This is a genomic window from Desulfobacteraceae bacterium, assembly GCA_022340425.1.
Lineage (GTDB): Bacteria > Desulfobacterota > Desulfobacteria > Desulfobacterales > JAABRJ01 > JAABRJ01.
Window position 1 is genome coordinate 1 of the sequence record JAJDNY010000139.1, and the last position, 14619, is coordinate 14619.

General features: G+C 62.4%; 16 protein-coding genes and 2 tRNA genes. 8 read left to right on the top strand and 10 right to left on the bottom strand.

Going from position 1 to position 14619, the window contains the following annotated elements; genetic code table 11:
- Positions 1–179 precede the first annotated feature (179 nt).
- The 4 genes from LJE63_12050 (at position 180) to LJE63_12065 (ending at position 4540) form a co-directional block, all read left to right on the top strand.
- Positions 180–869, top strand: a complete 690-nt coding sequence (locus tag LJE63_12050) for a PTS sugar transporter subunit IIA (protein MCG6907338.1) — start codon at positions 180–182, stop codon at positions 867–869.
- Positions 870–883: 14 nt separating this feature from the next.
- Positions 884–2611 (top strand): chloride channel protein, encoded by a 1728-nt coding sequence (locus LJE63_12055; protein MCG6907339.1) that lies wholly within the window; start codon positions 884–886, stop codon positions 2609–2611.
- Between the two features lie 95 nt (positions 2612–2706).
- A complete protein-coding gene (locus tag LJE63_12060; protein ID MCG6907340.1) occupies positions 2707–3534 on the top strand; it encodes a universal stress protein in 828 nt (275 codons plus the stop codon).
- Between the two features lie 10 nt (positions 3535–3544).
- Positions 3545–4540 (top strand): glycosyltransferase family 9 protein, encoded by a 996-nt coding sequence (locus LJE63_12065; GenBank protein ID MCG6907341.1) that lies wholly within the window; start codon positions 3545–3547, stop codon positions 4538–4540.
- A gap of 21 nt (positions 4541–4561) precedes the next feature.
- On the opposite strand, the gene LJE63_12070 is transcribed toward LJE63_12065, so the two are convergent.
- A complete protein-coding gene (locus LJE63_12070; GenBank protein ID MCG6907342.1) occupies positions 4562–5338 on the bottom strand; it encodes an aspartate/glutamate racemase family protein in 777 nt (258 codons plus the stop codon).
- A gap of 101 nt (positions 5339–5439) precedes the next feature.
- Here LJE63_12070 and LJE63_12075 point away from each other — a divergent pair, with 101 nt between their 5' ends.
- On the top strand, positions 5440–5700 hold the full coding sequence (locus LJE63_12075; GenBank protein MCG6907343.1) for a hypothetical protein: 261 nt from the start codon (positions 5440–5442) through the stop codon (positions 5698–5700).
- Here LJE63_12075 and LJE63_12080 read toward each other — a convergent pair.
- The 6 genes from LJE63_12080 to LJE63_12105 all read right to left on the bottom strand — a co-directional run bounded on the left by LJE63_12080 (position 5697) and on the right by LJE63_12105 (position 9176).
- Positions 5697–6119 carry a YkgJ family cysteine cluster protein gene (locus LJE63_12080; GenBank protein MCG6907344.1) on the bottom strand — a complete coding sequence of 141 codons (423 nt, stop codon included), beginning with the start codon at positions 6117–6119 and terminating at the stop codon, positions 5697–5699. The genes LJE63_12075 and LJE63_12080 overlap by 4 nt on opposite strands.
- The gene (recR, locus tag LJE63_12085) at positions 6112–6711 is read right to left on the bottom strand and encodes a recombination mediator RecR (protein ID MCG6907345.1); all 600 of its coding nucleotides are present in this window, start codon (positions 6709–6711) and stop codon (positions 6112–6114) included. The genes LJE63_12080 and recR overlap by 8 nt, the downstream gene beginning before the upstream one ends.
- Position 6712: 1 nt before the next feature.
- Positions 6713–7024 (bottom strand): YbaB/EbfC family nucleoid-associated protein, encoded by a 312-nt coding sequence (locus LJE63_12090; protein MCG6907346.1) that lies wholly within the window; start codon positions 7022–7024, stop codon positions 6713–6715.
- Positions 7025–7096: 72 nt separating this feature from the next.
- Entirely contained in the window at positions 7097–8749 is a 1653-nt protein-coding gene (gene dnaX, locus LJE63_12095) for a DNA polymerase III subunit gamma/tau (protein MCG6907347.1), read from the bottom strand.
- A gap of 116 nt (positions 8750–8865) precedes the next feature.
- Positions 8866–8959, bottom strand: a tRNA-Ser gene (locus tag LJE63_12100).
- A 124-nt stretch (positions 8960–9083) separates the two neighbouring features.
- Positions 9084–9176: transfer RNA gene (locus LJE63_12105), tRNA-Ser, on the bottom strand.
- 238 nt (positions 9177–9414) lie between these two features.
- On the opposite strand from LJE63_12105, the gene LJE63_12110 reads away from it, so the two are divergent.
- Complete coding sequence (locus LJE63_12110) at positions 9415–10749, top strand: DUF1015 domain-containing protein (protein MCG6907348.1); 1335 nt, start codon at positions 9415–9417, stop codon at positions 10747–10749.
- Between the two features lie 32 nt (positions 10750–10781).
- Here the strand turns inward: LJE63_12110 and LJE63_12115 are convergent, their stop codons facing one another.
- Both LJE63_12115 and LJE63_12120 read right to left on the bottom strand, forming a co-directional pair.
- Positions 10782–11519, bottom strand: a complete 738-nt coding sequence (locus LJE63_12115; protein ID MCG6907349.1) for a tRNA1(Val) (adenine(37)-N6)-methyltransferase — start codon at positions 11517–11519, stop codon at positions 10782–10784.
- Positions 11503–11832: a DUF721 domain-containing protein gene (locus LJE63_12120; protein MCG6907350.1), complete on the bottom strand. Its 330-nt coding sequence runs from the start codon at positions 11830–11832 to the stop codon at positions 11503–11505. Before LJE63_12120 ends, LJE63_12115 begins: the two co-directional genes overlap by 17 nt.
- Positions 11833–12085: 253 nt before the next feature.
- Here LJE63_12120 and hflK point away from each other — a divergent pair, with 253 nt between their 5' ends.
- On the top strand, positions 12086–13123 hold the full coding sequence (hflK, locus tag LJE63_12125) for an FtsH protease activity modulator HflK (protein ID MCG6907351.1): 1038 nt from the start codon (positions 12086–12088) through the stop codon (positions 13121–13123).
- A complete protein-coding gene (hflC, locus tag LJE63_12130; protein MCG6907352.1) occupies positions 13120–14058 on the top strand; it encodes a protease modulator HflC in 939 nt (312 codons plus the stop codon). The genes hflK and hflC overlap by 4 nt, the downstream gene beginning before the upstream one ends.
- 96 nt (positions 14059–14154) lie before the next feature.
- Here the strand turns inward: hflC and LJE63_12135 are convergent, their stop codons facing one another.
- Positions 14155–14253, bottom strand: coding sequence for an AURKAIP1/COX24 domain-containing protein (locus LJE63_12135; protein ID MCG6907353.1), 99 nt, complete (start codon positions 14251–14253; stop codon positions 14155–14157).
- Positions 14254–14619 lie beyond the last annotated feature (366 nt).

The window sequence follows — 14619 nt, forward strand, 5'->3', positions numbered from 1 at the left end:
GATTTTACGCCAACAGATCATTAATCTTTGAATTTTTGATTCTTATGAAATGGTTTCGGGAGCGGCCGCTGAGGGCTTCCGAGGCCGCGCCACATGCCCCGTGTCAAACCGCCTTCCGGGCTTTTGACCCGCACCGGGCGAAACAACCCGCCCGCCAGCGCAACGCGACCGGCACCGCCATGAAACTGAGCATCGAAAAAGTTGCCGAATACCTCAACCTGCCCCCGAGCACCGTCGAGCGGTGGGTTCGCCAGGGTCGCATTCCGATTCAAAAAACCGGCGACGCCTGCACCTTCGACCGCGCCACCCTGGAAAAATGGGCCCAGCAGCGCAACCTTTTCTTTGGCGTCCCCAATGAGCCCGCGACGCCGGCGCCGGAAATATGCCGCGAGACCCTCATGACGGCGATGAAGCGCGGCGGCATCGTCCACCATCTGCGGGCCGACAGCATCGCAGCGGCATTGAGGGCTGGGGTCGCACACCTGCCACTGCTCTCGGTACAAGACAGAGATGTCCTGTTGGATCGCCTGCTGGAACGCGAGCAGCTGACCTCCACCGGCATCGGCAAGGGAGTGGCCATCCCCCACCCCCGCACCCCCATAGGCGACGACGATTACCCGGCCATGGTGGCCACCTGCTTTCTGGAGTCGCCGCTGGAGTTCAATGCCATCGACGATCGCCCCGTTTTCGTGCTCTTCATCATCCTGTGCCCCTCCCTGCAACAGCACCTGCACATCCTCTCGCGGTTGGCATTCTGCCTGCGCGACGCCCGATTCGAGGCCCTGCTGCAAACCCGGCCGCCGGCCGAGAGCCTGCTGGCCAAGGTCGGAGAAATTGAAAAAACGCTCGAAGGCAGCGGCCGGCTTTAAGGGAGCCTGACGGCATGCGGTTTTGGAAATCCTGGCGCTACCCCGCCCACTGGCCCGTTCCGCGGCTGGACGACCGTCTGCTGCTGATCCTGGCCGGAGCCGTCGTCGGCACCAGCAGCGGCTTGGCGGCCGTGGCATTGAACCGCTCGCTGCTCTGGATGCTGAAGAGCCTGATGGCCTACCGCCATTTCTGGTGGTCGTTTCTAATGCCCGCTGCGGGGGCTGCACTCTCCTCGCTGTTTTTGGAAAAAATCGTCAAGGAAGGCGCCGGCCACGGGGTCCCCGAAGTCATCTACAGCGTGTCCCGGCGCGGCGGTCTGCTGCGCTTCCGCTCCAGCTACTCGCGACTGGTCTCGAGTTTTCTGACCATCGGCAGCGGCGGCTCGGCCGGGCCCGAAGCCCCGGTGGTGATGAGCGGTGCTGCCATCGGTTCCTCCATTGCCCGTCTTTTCAGATTAAACGAACGCCAGCGAGTCACCTTAGTGGGCTGCGGCGCCGCGGGGGCGATCTCCTCGATCTTCAATGCTCCGATTGCCGGTCTGGTGTTCACCGTGGAGGTGGTTTTGGGGGAGTGGACGGCCCTCAATATCGTGCCGATTGCCATCGCATCGGTGGCCGGGGCCCAAATCAGCCGAATTCTGCAGGGCAACCAGATCGCCTTCGCCCACCGCCAGTTTCCGGTGGATCTGCTCGACAGCCTGGCGACCGTCGGCCTGGCCGCTTTCACCGCCGCGGCGTCGATTCTGCTCACCTGGGCGCTGCGACGCTCCCACGGCGTCTCCACCCGCCTGCCGCTTCCACTGTGGCTGCGGGCGGCCTGCGGCGGGGCGGTGGTGGGTTTGATCGGCTTTTTTTTCCCGGTGGTCATCGGCGAAGGGTACCACTGGATCCGGGAAATGATCGAGGGGGCTTTCGTTTCGGGCTTCGGTCTTGCGCTGCTGTTCGTTCTCGCCAAAATTACGGCCACCGCCTTCACCCTGGGCTGGGGGGGATCCGGCGGGATTTTCGCTCCGTGCCTGGTAATCGGCAGCCTGGTGGGCTTGACCTACCACCGCCTGCTGCAGATCCTTTGGCCCGCCGCCGACTGGATCAACGAGGGCTGCTTTGCACTGCTGGGCATGGCTGGTCTGATCAGCGGCATGCTGCAGGCGCCCTTGACCGGCATCTTCCTGATCACCGAAATCACCGGCGGCTACGGGGTGATCCTGCCGCTGATCATCGTATCAACGCTTTCCACCACCATCTGCCACTACCTGGAACCAGCGTCCTTTTACCTCAAGGAATTGGTGGAACGCGGCCAACTGCTGCGTCCCGGAACGGACGGCCGGGTGCTGACCGATCTGAGCGTCGCGGAGCTGCTCGAAAAGGACTGCATCGCGGTCGCGCCCGACATGCTGCTGGGCGATTTTATCGAGATCTTGCAGAAATCCCGCCGCAACTATTTTCCGGTGGAGGATCCGGCCACAGGGACCTTTCTGGGGATGGTACACCTGGACGATATCCGGCCCTATCTCTTCAACGCCGGACTTTACCATGCCGTGCTGCTGGGCCAAATCATGAAAACCGGAATCGAGACGGTTCACCCGGACGATGATCTGCCCGAGATTCTCGAGCGTATGGACGCCAACCGCCTCTACAGCATGCCGGTGGTGGCCAACGAGCGTTTTTTGGGCATGATTTCCAAAGCCACCCTGCTGGATCGCTATCGCAAGGAACTCAAAGTCCAGACCACCCTGCAGTGAGGAGGCAGGACAGGAAAGGCTGGGGCTAATTTCCGACTTCCGTCCTCGGCTGCGCCGGCCGCGCGGACAAAAACCGGGTTTTGAAAGGGAATGCCATGGACATCCGCCTGTTTCACATTTTCAGGAACACGCCGCTGGGACGCGAAACGCTGCTGCAATCACTCTACTTCTGCCAAAAGGTGGGCACCTCGCTCTTGATCTACATTCCGCAGCACACCAAGTTTTTGATGTACTTCGAAAACGACGTGGTTCAGGTGGACCTCGACAGCTCGTACCTGACCGCGCCCCACAACGCCCGCCGGCATGCAGAGGAACTGGCCGAAAGTTGCGGCATGGTCCCATCCTTTTTCACGCCCAAGCATTTCACCGCCTCCACCCTGCCGGATATTCCCACCCGCTTCGAGTTCATGTGCTGTCCCCGCAGCATCAGCGACCTGCATTCCAAGATCGGCCTGGGCTACATCGGCCCGCGGGTGCGCCGAATCGTCAAGTCCGCCCGTTTCCCGGTCCTCATGACCAGCGGCGCCCACAAGGAGTGGCGGCGGATTACGGTCTTCTTCGGCGGCTCGGCCAACGCCGTCAAAGCCCTGCGGCTGGGTCTGCGGATCGGCCAAAAAACCGGGTACCCGCTGGATCTGTTTACCCAGGTGGAAAAGGGGGATGAGAAAGATTACCGCGCCGTCGTCGCCTCGGCCGGACTGGAAGCCGCCGTGGCCGAAGGGGTTCACCGCTGGCGGTTTTTCAAGGAGGGCAGTTTCGAGGAAAACCTCTACGAGGTGCCCCATGACGCCTTGCTGATCGTGGGCGCCTTCGGCCACGGGGTAATCCGGGATGTGATTTTCGGCAACATGATGGAAAAAATCCAGTCCATCATGCCCAACAATTTCCTCATCGCCGGCCCCCACTGCACCGCCGGCAGCTGAATTCGAAACGGTGTCGCCACAAAGCGGTCAAGCGGTCGCAGCCGATGGCCTGCTGATCCTGCACCCCGGTGCGCTGGGGGATGTGGTCGCCACCTTTCCCGCCCTGCTTGAGCTGCACCGACGGTTTCGGCCGCTGTCGCTCCTGTGCCAAGGCCATATCGCCGCCCTGGCGTCCCGCCTGGGGGTGATCGATGCGCCCCTGGCGCTGGAGTCGTCCGTTTTCGGCGCCCTCTTCGGTGCGCCGCCACATCCCCGCCTGCCGGATCTGCTGGGTTCCTGCGGCCGGGCGCTTGTTTTCTCGGCCTGCCCGCAGCTGGCCGAAAACCTGCGGCGCTGCCTGCCCGCAACGGCCCTGCACCCGGTGACACCCCGGCCGCCGCTGGACCGCAGAACCCATGTGCTGCAGCATCTCTATGACCAACTGGTGGCCTGCGGTCTGCTGGCGCCGGCTGCCCGCCCGGCCCCGGCGCTCCTCGTGTCCGCAACCCCCCAGCCCCCACCCCCCGGGGCCCCCATTCTGCTGCACCCGGGTGCCGGCAGCCTGCGCAAACGCTGGCCGCTGGCATCTTTCCTGACGGTTGCGGCCGGCCTCGAAGCCCGGGGCTTGCGGCCGGCCTTTCTACTCGGACCGGCGGAAGCGGACCTTGCCGAGCGGCTGCAGCACGCAGTGCCCCCCAACCGCCGGCTCCACCGCGTGGCGGACCTTTTCCAGCTGCAGCAGCTGCTGGGGGCGGCCGGCGGGCTGATCGGAAACGATTCGGGAATCAGCCATCTCGGCGCCTTTCTGGGCCTTCCCACGGTGGCCGTCTTCGGACCCTCGGACACCGCCCGTTGGGCCCCCAGCGGACCGGCCGTGACTGCCCTGCGGTCCGCGCCCGACTGCCCGCGGTGTTTCGAAACCGCCGCTGAAAACTGCCAGGAGGCCGTCTGCCTGAGCGGCACCCGCCCGGAGACGGTCCTGAAAGCCTTTCTGCCGCTTTACCACCAGGGATTTGACAAAAAATGACGACCGGCCGCACCCGCGGGGCTAGCGGGGCAGCGGTTGCAAGCGGGGCTCGCCGCGGAGTAAAAGCCTGGCGGTGTTTACCACCTGGGGGTTGTGGTCGGTCACCATCAGGCGCGGCAAAACCGCTGCGGCGCCTGCAACGACTTCCGATTTGAAGGCCTCAACCACCGTTTCGGCCAGGATTGCCGCGGCATCCAGCAGAACCACAGAGCGACCGAGCTTGTGCCCGATGACCGGTTGCAGCAGCGGCAGGAAAGCGCTTCCCAAAATCAGGGTGTCCACCTGGCGGACCTTCAGCGGGTGAAGGCACTTCTTGGCAATCCGCAGCGTCTCCGGTTTTTTCAGCCAGCCGGCGCAGATCAGGCTGGTCAGCAGCGGGCAGGCCCGGACGTGCACCCGGATCCCGGCCGAGAGGGCTTTCAAGCGCGCCGGATAACTCCCGGTCGCCACGGTTGCCGGCGACGCCACCACCCCGATGGCCCCCCGTCGGGAGCATGCCAGGGCCCGCCGGGCGGCCGGCTCCAGTGGGTCCCAGACGGGAACCGGGGTGCGCTCGCGCACCTCGCCGGGCAGACAGCTGGCGATGGTGCTGGAGGCGATCACAATGACGCGGGCGCCCTGGTCCAGCAGGTAGTGCAGGCCCTCGGCGGCAAACCGGCCAACCGTTTCCGGACTCTTGTCGCCGTATGGGCTGCGTGCGGTGTCCCCCCAAAAAAGGAGGGGCACCCCGGGAAGCCCCGCCGCCAGCGCCCGCACCAGGCCCAGCCCGCCGACCCCCGAATCCAGTATTCCGATCATGCCGCCCCCGCTGCTGCTGGCGGGTTGCCGCCGTAAGCGGCCGCGTGGTATGGTTGCGCCGTCAGCATACCCGACCTTCCCACCGCCTCAAGGAGGATGCCATGCCCCCAACTGGGGAACACCCTGCGATGAACCAGAAAATTTTTGCGCTGGGCTTACAGGTTGAAACCGTTTCGCTCTACCTGCTGTGCTGCGCCCTTGCCGATCAGGGGACCGCCATCACCCAGGAGAATCTCCAGAAGGTCTGGACCGACTCACCCCAGCGCCTGTCCCAAAGTCTGGCCGATTTGGCCGCCCGCAGGATTGTCGAACCGGCCGCCGCCGGCTTTCAACTGAACCCGCCGGATCGATGGCAGGCCTAAACGCCGCGCTTCCCGGAGGCCGCCGCCAAAACCCTCGCGACGCAGGCGGCGATCTGCTGCGGGCTGAAATCGGTGCGCATCCCCGGGCAGGAGGCCGCCATGGCAAACCAGTTCTCCGGGTGGCGCATGACGCCCCGGATAAACGGCCACTGGCGGCACATGCGCGGTTTCACCGGGTGAATCGCGCACAGCGCCTCGCGCCAGAAAACGCAGTAGCCGTTTGGCCCCTGCCCCAACACCCAGCGCGAACCCGACGGCTGGCAGTAGCAGGCGATCAAGCGCTCCGGGGAAGCCTTGAGGTAGCGGGCGATGGCCTGGATGTCGTTTTCTGAAACATAGGTGCCGCCAAAGCCCTTGCAGCACTCGCCGCACTGGCGGCAGGTGAAAAGGGTCTCGGGCGCTACGGGCGTCTCAGACACGGTGACGGCCCTCCATGGCCCGCTTGAGGGTTACCTGATCCACGTACTTGAGGTCGCCGCCGACGGGCACCCCCGAAGCTATCCGGGTCAGCTTGACGGCGCACCCCGCCAGGCGCTGGGCGATATAATCGGCCGTGGCCTCGCCTTCGATGCTGATACTGGTCGCCAGGATGACCTCGTCGACCTGCCCGCCGCCAACCCGCGCTACCAGTTCCCCGATCCGAATTTCGTCCGGCCCGACGCCGTCCAGGGGGGAGAGGACCCCCTGGAGGATATGGTAGACGCCCGTAAACGCCCCGGACTTTTCAATCGAGACCATGTCCGCCTGCTGCTCCACCACGCAGACCTGCCGGCTGTCGCGGGCCGGATTGCTGCAGATGCGGCAGAGTTCCCCGTCGCTGAGGGCGAAGCACCGGCGGCAGAGGCTGATGCGCTCCTTGATTTCCTGGATGCTGCGGGCCAGGGCGAGGGCCTCGCCGCGGGGCGCGCGCAAAACGTGAAGGGCCAGCCGCTCGGCAGTTTTTTCGCCGATCCCCGGAAGACGGGCGAAATTCTGGATAAGGGCCAGGATGGCGGCGGGATAGTGGTTCATGTCACACCAGTCCCGGGATCTTCATCCCCCCGGTGAGTTTGCCCATTTCCGCGGAGATCATCTCCTGGGATTTGGCCAGGGCGTCATTGACCGCGGCCAGGACCAGATCCTGCAGCATTTCGACGTCCTCGGGGTCGACGACCTCTTTCTCAAGCAAAATCGAGACGATCTGCTGTCGCCCGTTGGCGACCACCCTGACCATCCCGCCGCCGGCGGTGGCCTCGACGGTTTTTTCCGCCAACTCCTCCTGCATCTTGAGCATCTTGGCCTGAAGCTTCTGGGCCTGCTTCATCATGTTGCCTATATTCTTCATGATATTGATCTCCTTTTGTTGAAGGGGAAAACCGCCCGCCGGCAGCAGCTTCCCGCGGGTGGGGTCGGGGCGCTAAAGAATTTTGACCTCCACCACCTGGCCCTCGAAAACCTCGATGGCTTCGGACACCAGTGGGTGGTGGAGCGCCTCGTGCTTCAAGCGGGCAGCCTCGCGCTGCTTTTCACGCTCATCATCGCGGGCCAGTTCCTTCGTTCTGAGAACCAGTTTGCGGGGACCGCCGAAATAATCGCTGCAAAGCGCCTCGATGAGGGCGATGCTCTCCTTGCGCCGCGCCCGGTCCAGGGAAAAGGTGCTGCCGCAGAGTTGGATTTCGACGACGGCCGCATCCACCCGCAGCAGCTCGCTGGCGGCCAGCACCGCTTTGAGGGCGGGATCGCGCCCGGAGAGTTTCTCCAGCACGTGCTGCCAGCTTTGCGCCAAGCTTTCGTTCGGCTCGTATCGGGCCTCGACTGCCGAAGCGGCCGGCGGCGACGACACGGGCGGCGAAGCAGGCAGCGCGACCTCTTCCCGGGGCGCGAGGCTTTGGGGGGGCGGGGTGCCGACGGGCAGCTCCGCCAACCCCTGACGCAACTGATCGATCTTTGCGATCAGGACCTCGATGGGCAGCACGGGGGAAGCCTGCAGCATCCGCACGAAGGCCATTTCAAGGACCAACCTGGGCTGCGCCGCGTACTTCAAGGCGCCCTCCTCCCGCAGCAGCAGCTCGAAGACCTGCTCCAGCCGCTCGGCGGGCACGTCGGCCACCTGGGACTGCAGCTGGGCCAGCTCATGCCCCGGCAGGTCGATCAGACGCTCGGGGTTGCGCCCGATCTTGGCCACCAACAGGTTTCGGAAATGCTCAAGCAGATCGCCGTGGAGCTTTTTCATGTCGTGGCCGCGATCGTAGATTTCATCCAGCTGCCCCAGGACCGCCGGCAGATCGCGGTTGAGGATGACACCGGCGATATCGTGAAGGATCTTGCGGTCGATGACACCCAGGATATCCAGCACCTCCCGGGGGTCGATCCCATCAGCGGCATCGGCGCTGGCGATCACCTGGTCCAGCAGGCTCAGGGCGTCGCGCATGCTGCCGCCGGCCTCGCGCGCAATCAACCACAGACTTTCGGACTGCACCACAACCTCCTGTCGGCGGCAGAGCATTTGGAGGTGGTCTGCAATCGCCCTCAGATCGATGCGCCGCAGGTCGTGGCGCTGGCAGCGGGAGAGGATCGTGACCGGAATTTTATGGGGCTCGGTGGTCGCAAAGAGAAACATCACATGCGCCGGCGGCTCCTCAAGCGTTTTCAGCAACGCGTTGAAGGCTTGAAGGCTCAGCATGTGAACCTCGTCGATGATGTAGATCTTGCGGGGGCTGTGGGACGGCATGTACTGCAGATTTTCGCGCAGCTCCCGGACCTGCTCGACGCTGTTGTTGGAGGCCCCGTCGATTTCATAGACATCGGCCGCATTTCCCGCGGTGATTTCGCGGCACGAGCGGCAAACGTTGCAGGGCTGCGGTGTGGGGCCCTGTTCGCAGTTCATGGCCTTGGCCAGAATCCGCGCCACCGTGGTTTTGCCCGTTCCCCGCGGCCCCGCAAACAAAATCGCGTGGGCCACCCGGCCAGAGGTGATGGCATTGGTCAGCGTGCGGGTGACGTGCGCCTGCTGAACGACCTGGTCGAAGGTTTGCGGACGATATTTACGGGCAAGGACCAAATAGGACATCGCAACCACTCCCCGTGTAACGCGCAAAGGCTTACCCAGCTGGCGGAAACGCGCGTGTGATTTCCAGGGGTGAGACTACCGGGGGCGAACGGGAGGGGGGTCGAATTGAAAAAATATGGCGGAGAGAGAGGGATTCGAACCCTCGGTGCCGCTTTTGACAGCACACACGATTTCCAGTCGTGCTCCTTCAGCCAGCTCGGACATCTCTCCGCAAAAAAAACGAAACCGGACTGCCACCCGCATCCCCAAGACGCCGCCGCGGGCACGTGCGGCCGTATGTTTCAGCCGGAGGCATGCGGCGCATCCCCGAAAGCCCCCTTAAGCCGAAAAATTGTGGCGGAGAGGGTGGGATTCGAACCCACGATCCCGTTTTTGACAGGATACCGCTTTTCGAGAGCGGGGCCTTCAGCCACTCGGCAACCTCTCCTGAACTTGTCGGCTGCCGATCCCAGCGGGCCGCCACCCGTTGCGAGACCAGCGGCGCAAAATTTTCCAGCATGTGGGGGAAAGATCGGCAAGCATGGGATCGGTCCGGCGCAGGTATGTCTCATTATACTTTTTGATTTTGACTGTCAATGGTCGATTGTCACTTTCTGCTTGAACAACACCCCCCCTTTTAGTATCTGGAGCCTGATTTCAACCCCAGCGTGCAAGGTGGTCTTTAAATGGCGAAGATTCTCCCCTTCAAGGGGATTGTGTACAACCCCGACAAGGTGGGGGACCCGGCGCAGGTGGTCACCCCACCCTACGATGTCATCTCAAGCGACGAACAGCAAACCTTCTACGAAAGACACCCCCACAACGTCATTCGCCTGATCCTGGGAAAATCCAGCGGGCGGGACTCGGCCACGGACAACCCGCACACCCGCGCGGCGGCGGCCTACCGCCGCTGGCTGGCCGATGGCATCCTGCGCCGGGACCCGACACCCGTCTTTTATCTCACCAGTGTCGAATTCCCTTTCACAGGCGGCAGCCGCACCCGTATGGGCCTGATCGCGCGGGTTGAACTGGAGCCCTTCGAGAAGGGCATCGTTTTGCCACATGAGCGCACCTATTCCGCGGTCAAAGCCGAGCGACTGGGCTTGATGAAAGCCTGCCACGCCAATTTCAGCCCCATCTTTTCGATTTACCCCGACCAAGGCGACGTACTGGCATCGCTGCGGCAGGCGGCCGCCGGGGCACCGCCGGATATGGATTTCAGGGATGACCGGGAGCATCGTCACCGCTTGTGGCGGATCGCCGACCCGGCCCGCCACAGGCTGATCAGCGCGCAAATGCAGGACCTGCCGGTCTACATCGCCGACGGCCATCACCGCTACGAAACGGCCCTGGCCTACCGCGATTGGGCCGCCGCCAACCTGCCGGGATTCGACGCCCGGCATCCCGCCAACTTCATCATGATGTATCTCGCCAGCATGGCGGACCCCGGACTGATCATTTTACCGACCCACCGCATGCTCAACCGCGTAAGCCCGACGGCTGCTACGGCTTTCACCGCACGCGCGCAAGCGTTTTTCAACCTGCAGCTTTTTCCTTTCAAGCGGGAAAATCTCGCGGACGTGCAAACGATTTTTCTAAGGGCGCTGGAGCGTTCCGCTGGGCAAAACGGCATCGGCGTTCTGCTCAAAAACCGGTCCGAGTTTCTGTTGTTGACCTTAAAGCCCGACACGATGACACGCCATTTCGGGCGCGAGGAGGTCCCCGAAGTGGCCGCACTGGATGTCACCGTACTCACGCGGGTGGTCCTGACCGAGCTGCTGGGGTTCAGCCCGGCGGACCTGGACGACAAATCCCTCATCGGCTATTCCAGCGACGCCCGGGAGGTGCTTGGGATGGTTTTGCGAGGCGGCTGCGAGGCCTGTTTCATCCTCAACCCCACCCGCATGACCCAGGTCAAACAGATTGCCGAAAAGGGGCTTATCATGCCCCGCAAGTCCACCTTTTTTTACCCCAAAGTCATCACCGGGCAGGTCTTCAACCCCCTCCTGCCGGAGGGCTAGCGAAAGCTGCCGGAGCCGCCCGTAACGGTTTATCATGGCCGCAACATGGCCGCCAGCGCATCGCTGTAGCCGCCCGCGGCGCCATAAATGAATAGGGGCGGGTCGATCGCCAGCCCCGGCCGGCCACCTTTGAGACCCTCCACGACAATCAGCTTGGCCCGCTGCCCTGGGCGGGAATGAATTGGCTGCAGGCGTTTGGCCTCCAACCCCGCCCGCCGCATCTCACAGCAGATATCCGTCAGGCGCTCGGCCGCATAGACCATTACGAAACGTCCGCCCTTTTGCAGCATCCGCTCGGCGCAGCCCACCACATCGGCCAGCGTGGTGGTAATCTCGTGGCGCGCCAGCGCCCGCTGGGCGCCGGGACTAACGCGCCCTGCGCGGACCTTGCGATAGGGTGGGTTGCTGACGACCAGATCGAAGGGCGCCAGCTCCTTGCCGGGGCGCATCTGCCGCAAATCCCCCTCCCGAATTTCGATGGCTGCGCTCATGCCGTTGAGCGCCACGTTCTGGCGGGCCAATTCGGCCAGCCCCGGCTGCAATTCCAATCCCGTGACCCTCAGCCCGCCTGATTGAAAGACCAGAATCAGCGGCACGATGCCGCAGCCGGTGCCCAGATCCAGAACCCGGTCGCCCAGCCGCGGCCGAGCGAGGCTTGCCAGCAAAATCGCATCGATGGAGAAGCGGTAACCGTCACGGGACTGCCGGACCTCGAGGCGCCCATCGAAAAAGGCGTCGATCGTCAGGCGCTCATCAATTGGCACTGTCACCCACCGCCCCGATCTTAAACTTGATGTCGTCCACTCGGGCATCCCCTAAGGCGGCGTTGACGCGTGCGATCATCTCAGCTTTTTGAAACCGAAGCTGCTGAAGCCAGGCCGAGCTGGACACGCTCACCAGCAGCAGGCGCCCCTTGAAGGCCGTCGGCCGGGCGTTGCGGGCAATCTGGGCGCCAAGGGCCTCGTCCCAGATGTCCCAGACGCGGTGAAGGGCCAGGTCGGGGTTTTTACGACAGGCCCCGAGCACCTGACCCAGCAGTGCGCCCAGCGGGTCGAAGCCCCCTTTTCTGGTGCGATTGTTCACGCCTATCTCTGCTCCGGCGGGTGATGCCGCTCCTGCGACAGGCCCTGAAAAAGGATCTTGGGACACATCCGGCAACCCCCTTGCGAATGGCCACGTTTTGCGCCTGACACATCTCCTGAATGCCCGTTTTTACTTGACTTGCCACGGCCCCTACCATATCTTCTGTTTCTTCAGGCGTTCACTGGGTATGGGCGTTTGATTGCATTCTGGCAGAGGGCAAGATCACCTTACAACACCGACAGGAAATATCAAGATGAGTTGGGATTGGGAAAAACTTAAGCAACAGCAACAGCAGCATCGGGGCGGCCCCCCGCCCCAGGTGGATGAAATCCTTCAGAAACTCAAAAACATGAAATTTCGGGGAGGGCCGCTGATCATTCTGGCGCTGGTCCTCATATTTTTCGGCTCCTCGATGTTCTTTACGGTCAAGCAGGATGAAGTGGGCATCGTACAGCGTTTTGGCCGCTACGTCCGCACCGCCCAACCGGGGCTGAGCTTCAAGCTGCCCACCGGGATCGAGCGGGTCACCAAGGTAAATGTCACGCGGGTGGAGACGGCGGAATTCGGCTTCCGCTCCGGCCCCCAAACCAACCCCTCCCGTTTCGGCACCGCGATCACCGCCGACACCGCTGATTCCCTGATGCTGACCGGCGATCTGAACGTCGCCGTGGTCCCCTGGATCGTTCAATACCGGGTCAAGGACCCTTACAATTTCCTCTTCAAGGTGGAGGACCCGAAGCGTCTGCTGCAGGATATGGCCGAAGCGGCCATGCGGCTGGTGGTCGGGGATCGAAGCATCGACGAGGTGATCTCAAAACGTGAAGAAATCGCCGTGGAGGCCAAAGCCGTTCTGCAAACCGAGCTCGACCAGGCGGAAAGCGGCATCCATATCGTCACCATCGAACTGCAGCGCACCAACGTCCCCGGCCCGGTGCAACCGTCCTTTAACGAAGTCAACCAGGCCACCCAGGAAAAGGAGCAGATGATCTACCGCGCCCGGGAGGACTACAACAAGGCCATACCGGCCGCTCGCGGTGAGGCCGAGCGGACCATCCGCGCCGCGGAAGGCTACGCGCTGGACCGCATCAACCGGGCCGAGGGCGATGCCTCCCGCTTTACCGCCCAGTACGCGGAATATGCCAAGGCTCAGGATGTCACCAAGCGGCGGCTTTACCTGGAAACCATCCGGGAGGTCTTCCCCAAGTTCGGGTCGACCTTCATCGTTGACTCGGATCAAAAAAATGTTCTGCCCCTGTTGAACCTGGGCAAAGAAGGCGGTGTCGTAAAATGAAATTCAAAGGCATAATTCTGGTTCTGGTCGTGGCGCTGGTCTTTCTGGGCTTTGCCTCGGCCTACGTGGTGGATGAAACCGAACAGGTGGTGATCACCCAGTTCGGCCGGATCGTCGGGGAACCCAAAACCGATCCGGGACTCAAGTTCAGGATCCCGTTTCTGCAAAACGCCAACTACTTCCCCAAGATCCTCTTGCAGTGGGATGGCGACCCCGGTCAGATTCCGACCCTAGACAAAACCTTCATCTGGGTCGACACCTTCGCCCGCTGGCGAATCGTCGACCCCGTCAAGTTCTTTCAAACCGTCAACAACATCAACAGTGCCCAGTACCGCTTGAACGACATCATTGACCCGGCGGTGCGCAACCTGATCACCGAAAACCGCCTGATCGAGACCGTCCGGGCCACCAACCGGCAGCTGGGTGCCGGTTTCGGCGACGACGAGCAGGCCAAACCGTCGTTCTACGTGGTTACCACCGGCCGGCAGAAAATAACCGAAGCGATCCTGAAGCAGGCCCAGCCGAAACTCTCGCCGTTCGGAATCGAACTGGTGGATGTCAAGATCAAGCGGGTCAACTACGTGGAGCAGGTGCAGGAATCGGTTTTCAACCGCATGATCGCCGAACGTCAGCAGATCGCGGAAAAGTTCCGCTCCGAGGGCAAGGGGGAGGCCCAGAAGATTTTGGGTGAAAAGGAGCGTGACCTCAAAAGGATCACCTCTGAGGCCTATCGCAAGGCCCAGGAGTTGAAGGGTGCGGCCGACGCCGAGGCCACCGCGATTTATGCCAAAGCATACAGTGCCGACCCCGACTTTTACTCTTTCATCAAAACGCTGGAAATATACACCGGTGCGATGAACGACAAAAGCTCCCTGGTGCTCTCCACCGATTCGGAGTTCCTGAAATACCTCAAGGGCTACCAGTCCCAACCCTGAGTACGTGAGCAACATAAAAAGCGCCGGTTTCTGGGAGGATGCTCCCAGAAACCGGCGCTTTTTATGCAAGCATATCAAAAGAGAAGCCTGGTGAGACTACTTACCCTTTCTTCTCTGATGTCTCGTGCGGGCCAACAGCTTTCGATGCTTATGTTTTCTCATCTTTTTTCTTCTTTTCTTGATAACGCTGCCCAACAGATCACCTCCATTCTTCGTTATTTTTTGTGTCCCCGCTTGTAGCATCAACTCAAAAAGATTGTCCACTCTTTTTTCTGGCTGCGCCTGTGAAGCGCCGGTTCGGACTTCACCCCGCTTCAACCGACGGCCCGGCCGCCTTTCCTTGGAAGCTGCGGCGAAAAGCCTGGCAACCCGGGGGCAGCCCATTCAGCTTGAAAACTATATTAGTATATGCTATTTTTTACACAAAATCAAGAGGTTCTAAATCAGGTGGGCAAGACCGCGAACCAGCATCCCACAGGTAAGCGGTGCTTTGACCCCCGGTTCCTCCGCGGCCGAAAATCTGGCCCCGCGCGCTTCACATGGGGTCAACGCGCCAACCAA

What these genes read in the sequence shown, in the direction of transcription:
- LJE63_12050 (MCG6907338.1), top strand. Translation starts at nt 180, where the DNA reads ATGAAACTGAGCATCGAAAAAGTTGCCGAATACCTCAACCTGCCCCCG.
- LJE63_12055 (MCG6907339.1), top strand. Translation starts at nt 884, where the DNA reads ATGCGGTTTTGGAAATCCTGGCGCTACCCCGCCCACTGGCCCGTTCCG.
- LJE63_12060 (MCG6907340.1), top strand. Translation starts at nt 2,707, where the DNA reads ATGGACATCCGCCTGTTTCACATTTTCAGGAACACGCCGCTGGGACGC.
- LJE63_12070 (MCG6907342.1), bottom strand. Translation starts at nt 5,338, where the DNA reads ATGATCGGAATACTGGATTCGGGGGTCGGCGGGCTGGGCCTGGTGCGG.
- LJE63_12075 (MCG6907343.1), top strand. Translation starts at nt 5,440, where the DNA reads ATGCCCCCAACTGGGGAACACCCTGCGATGAACCAGAAAATTTTTGCG.
- recR (MCG6907345.1), bottom strand. Translation starts at nt 6,711, where the DNA reads ATGAACCACTATCCCGCCGCCATCCTGGCCCTTATCCAGAATTTCGCC.
- LJE63_12090 (MCG6907346.1), bottom strand. Translation starts at nt 7,024, where the DNA reads ATGAAGAATATAGGCAACATGATGAAGCAGGCCCAGAAGCTTCAGGCC.
- dnaX (MCG6907347.1), bottom strand. Translation starts at nt 8,749, where the DNA reads ATGTCCTATTTGGTCCTTGCCCGTAAATATCGTCCGCAAACCTTCGAC.
- LJE63_12110 (MCG6907348.1), top strand. Translation starts at nt 9,415, where the DNA reads ATGGCGAAGATTCTCCCCTTCAAGGGGATTGTGTACAACCCCGACAAG.
- hflK (MCG6907351.1), top strand. Translation starts at nt 12,086, where the DNA reads ATGAGTTGGGATTGGGAAAAACTTAAGCAACAGCAACAGCAGCATCGG.
- hflC (MCG6907352.1), top strand. Translation starts at nt 13,120, where the DNA reads ATGAAATTCAAAGGCATAATTCTGGTTCTGGTCGTGGCGCTGGTCTTT.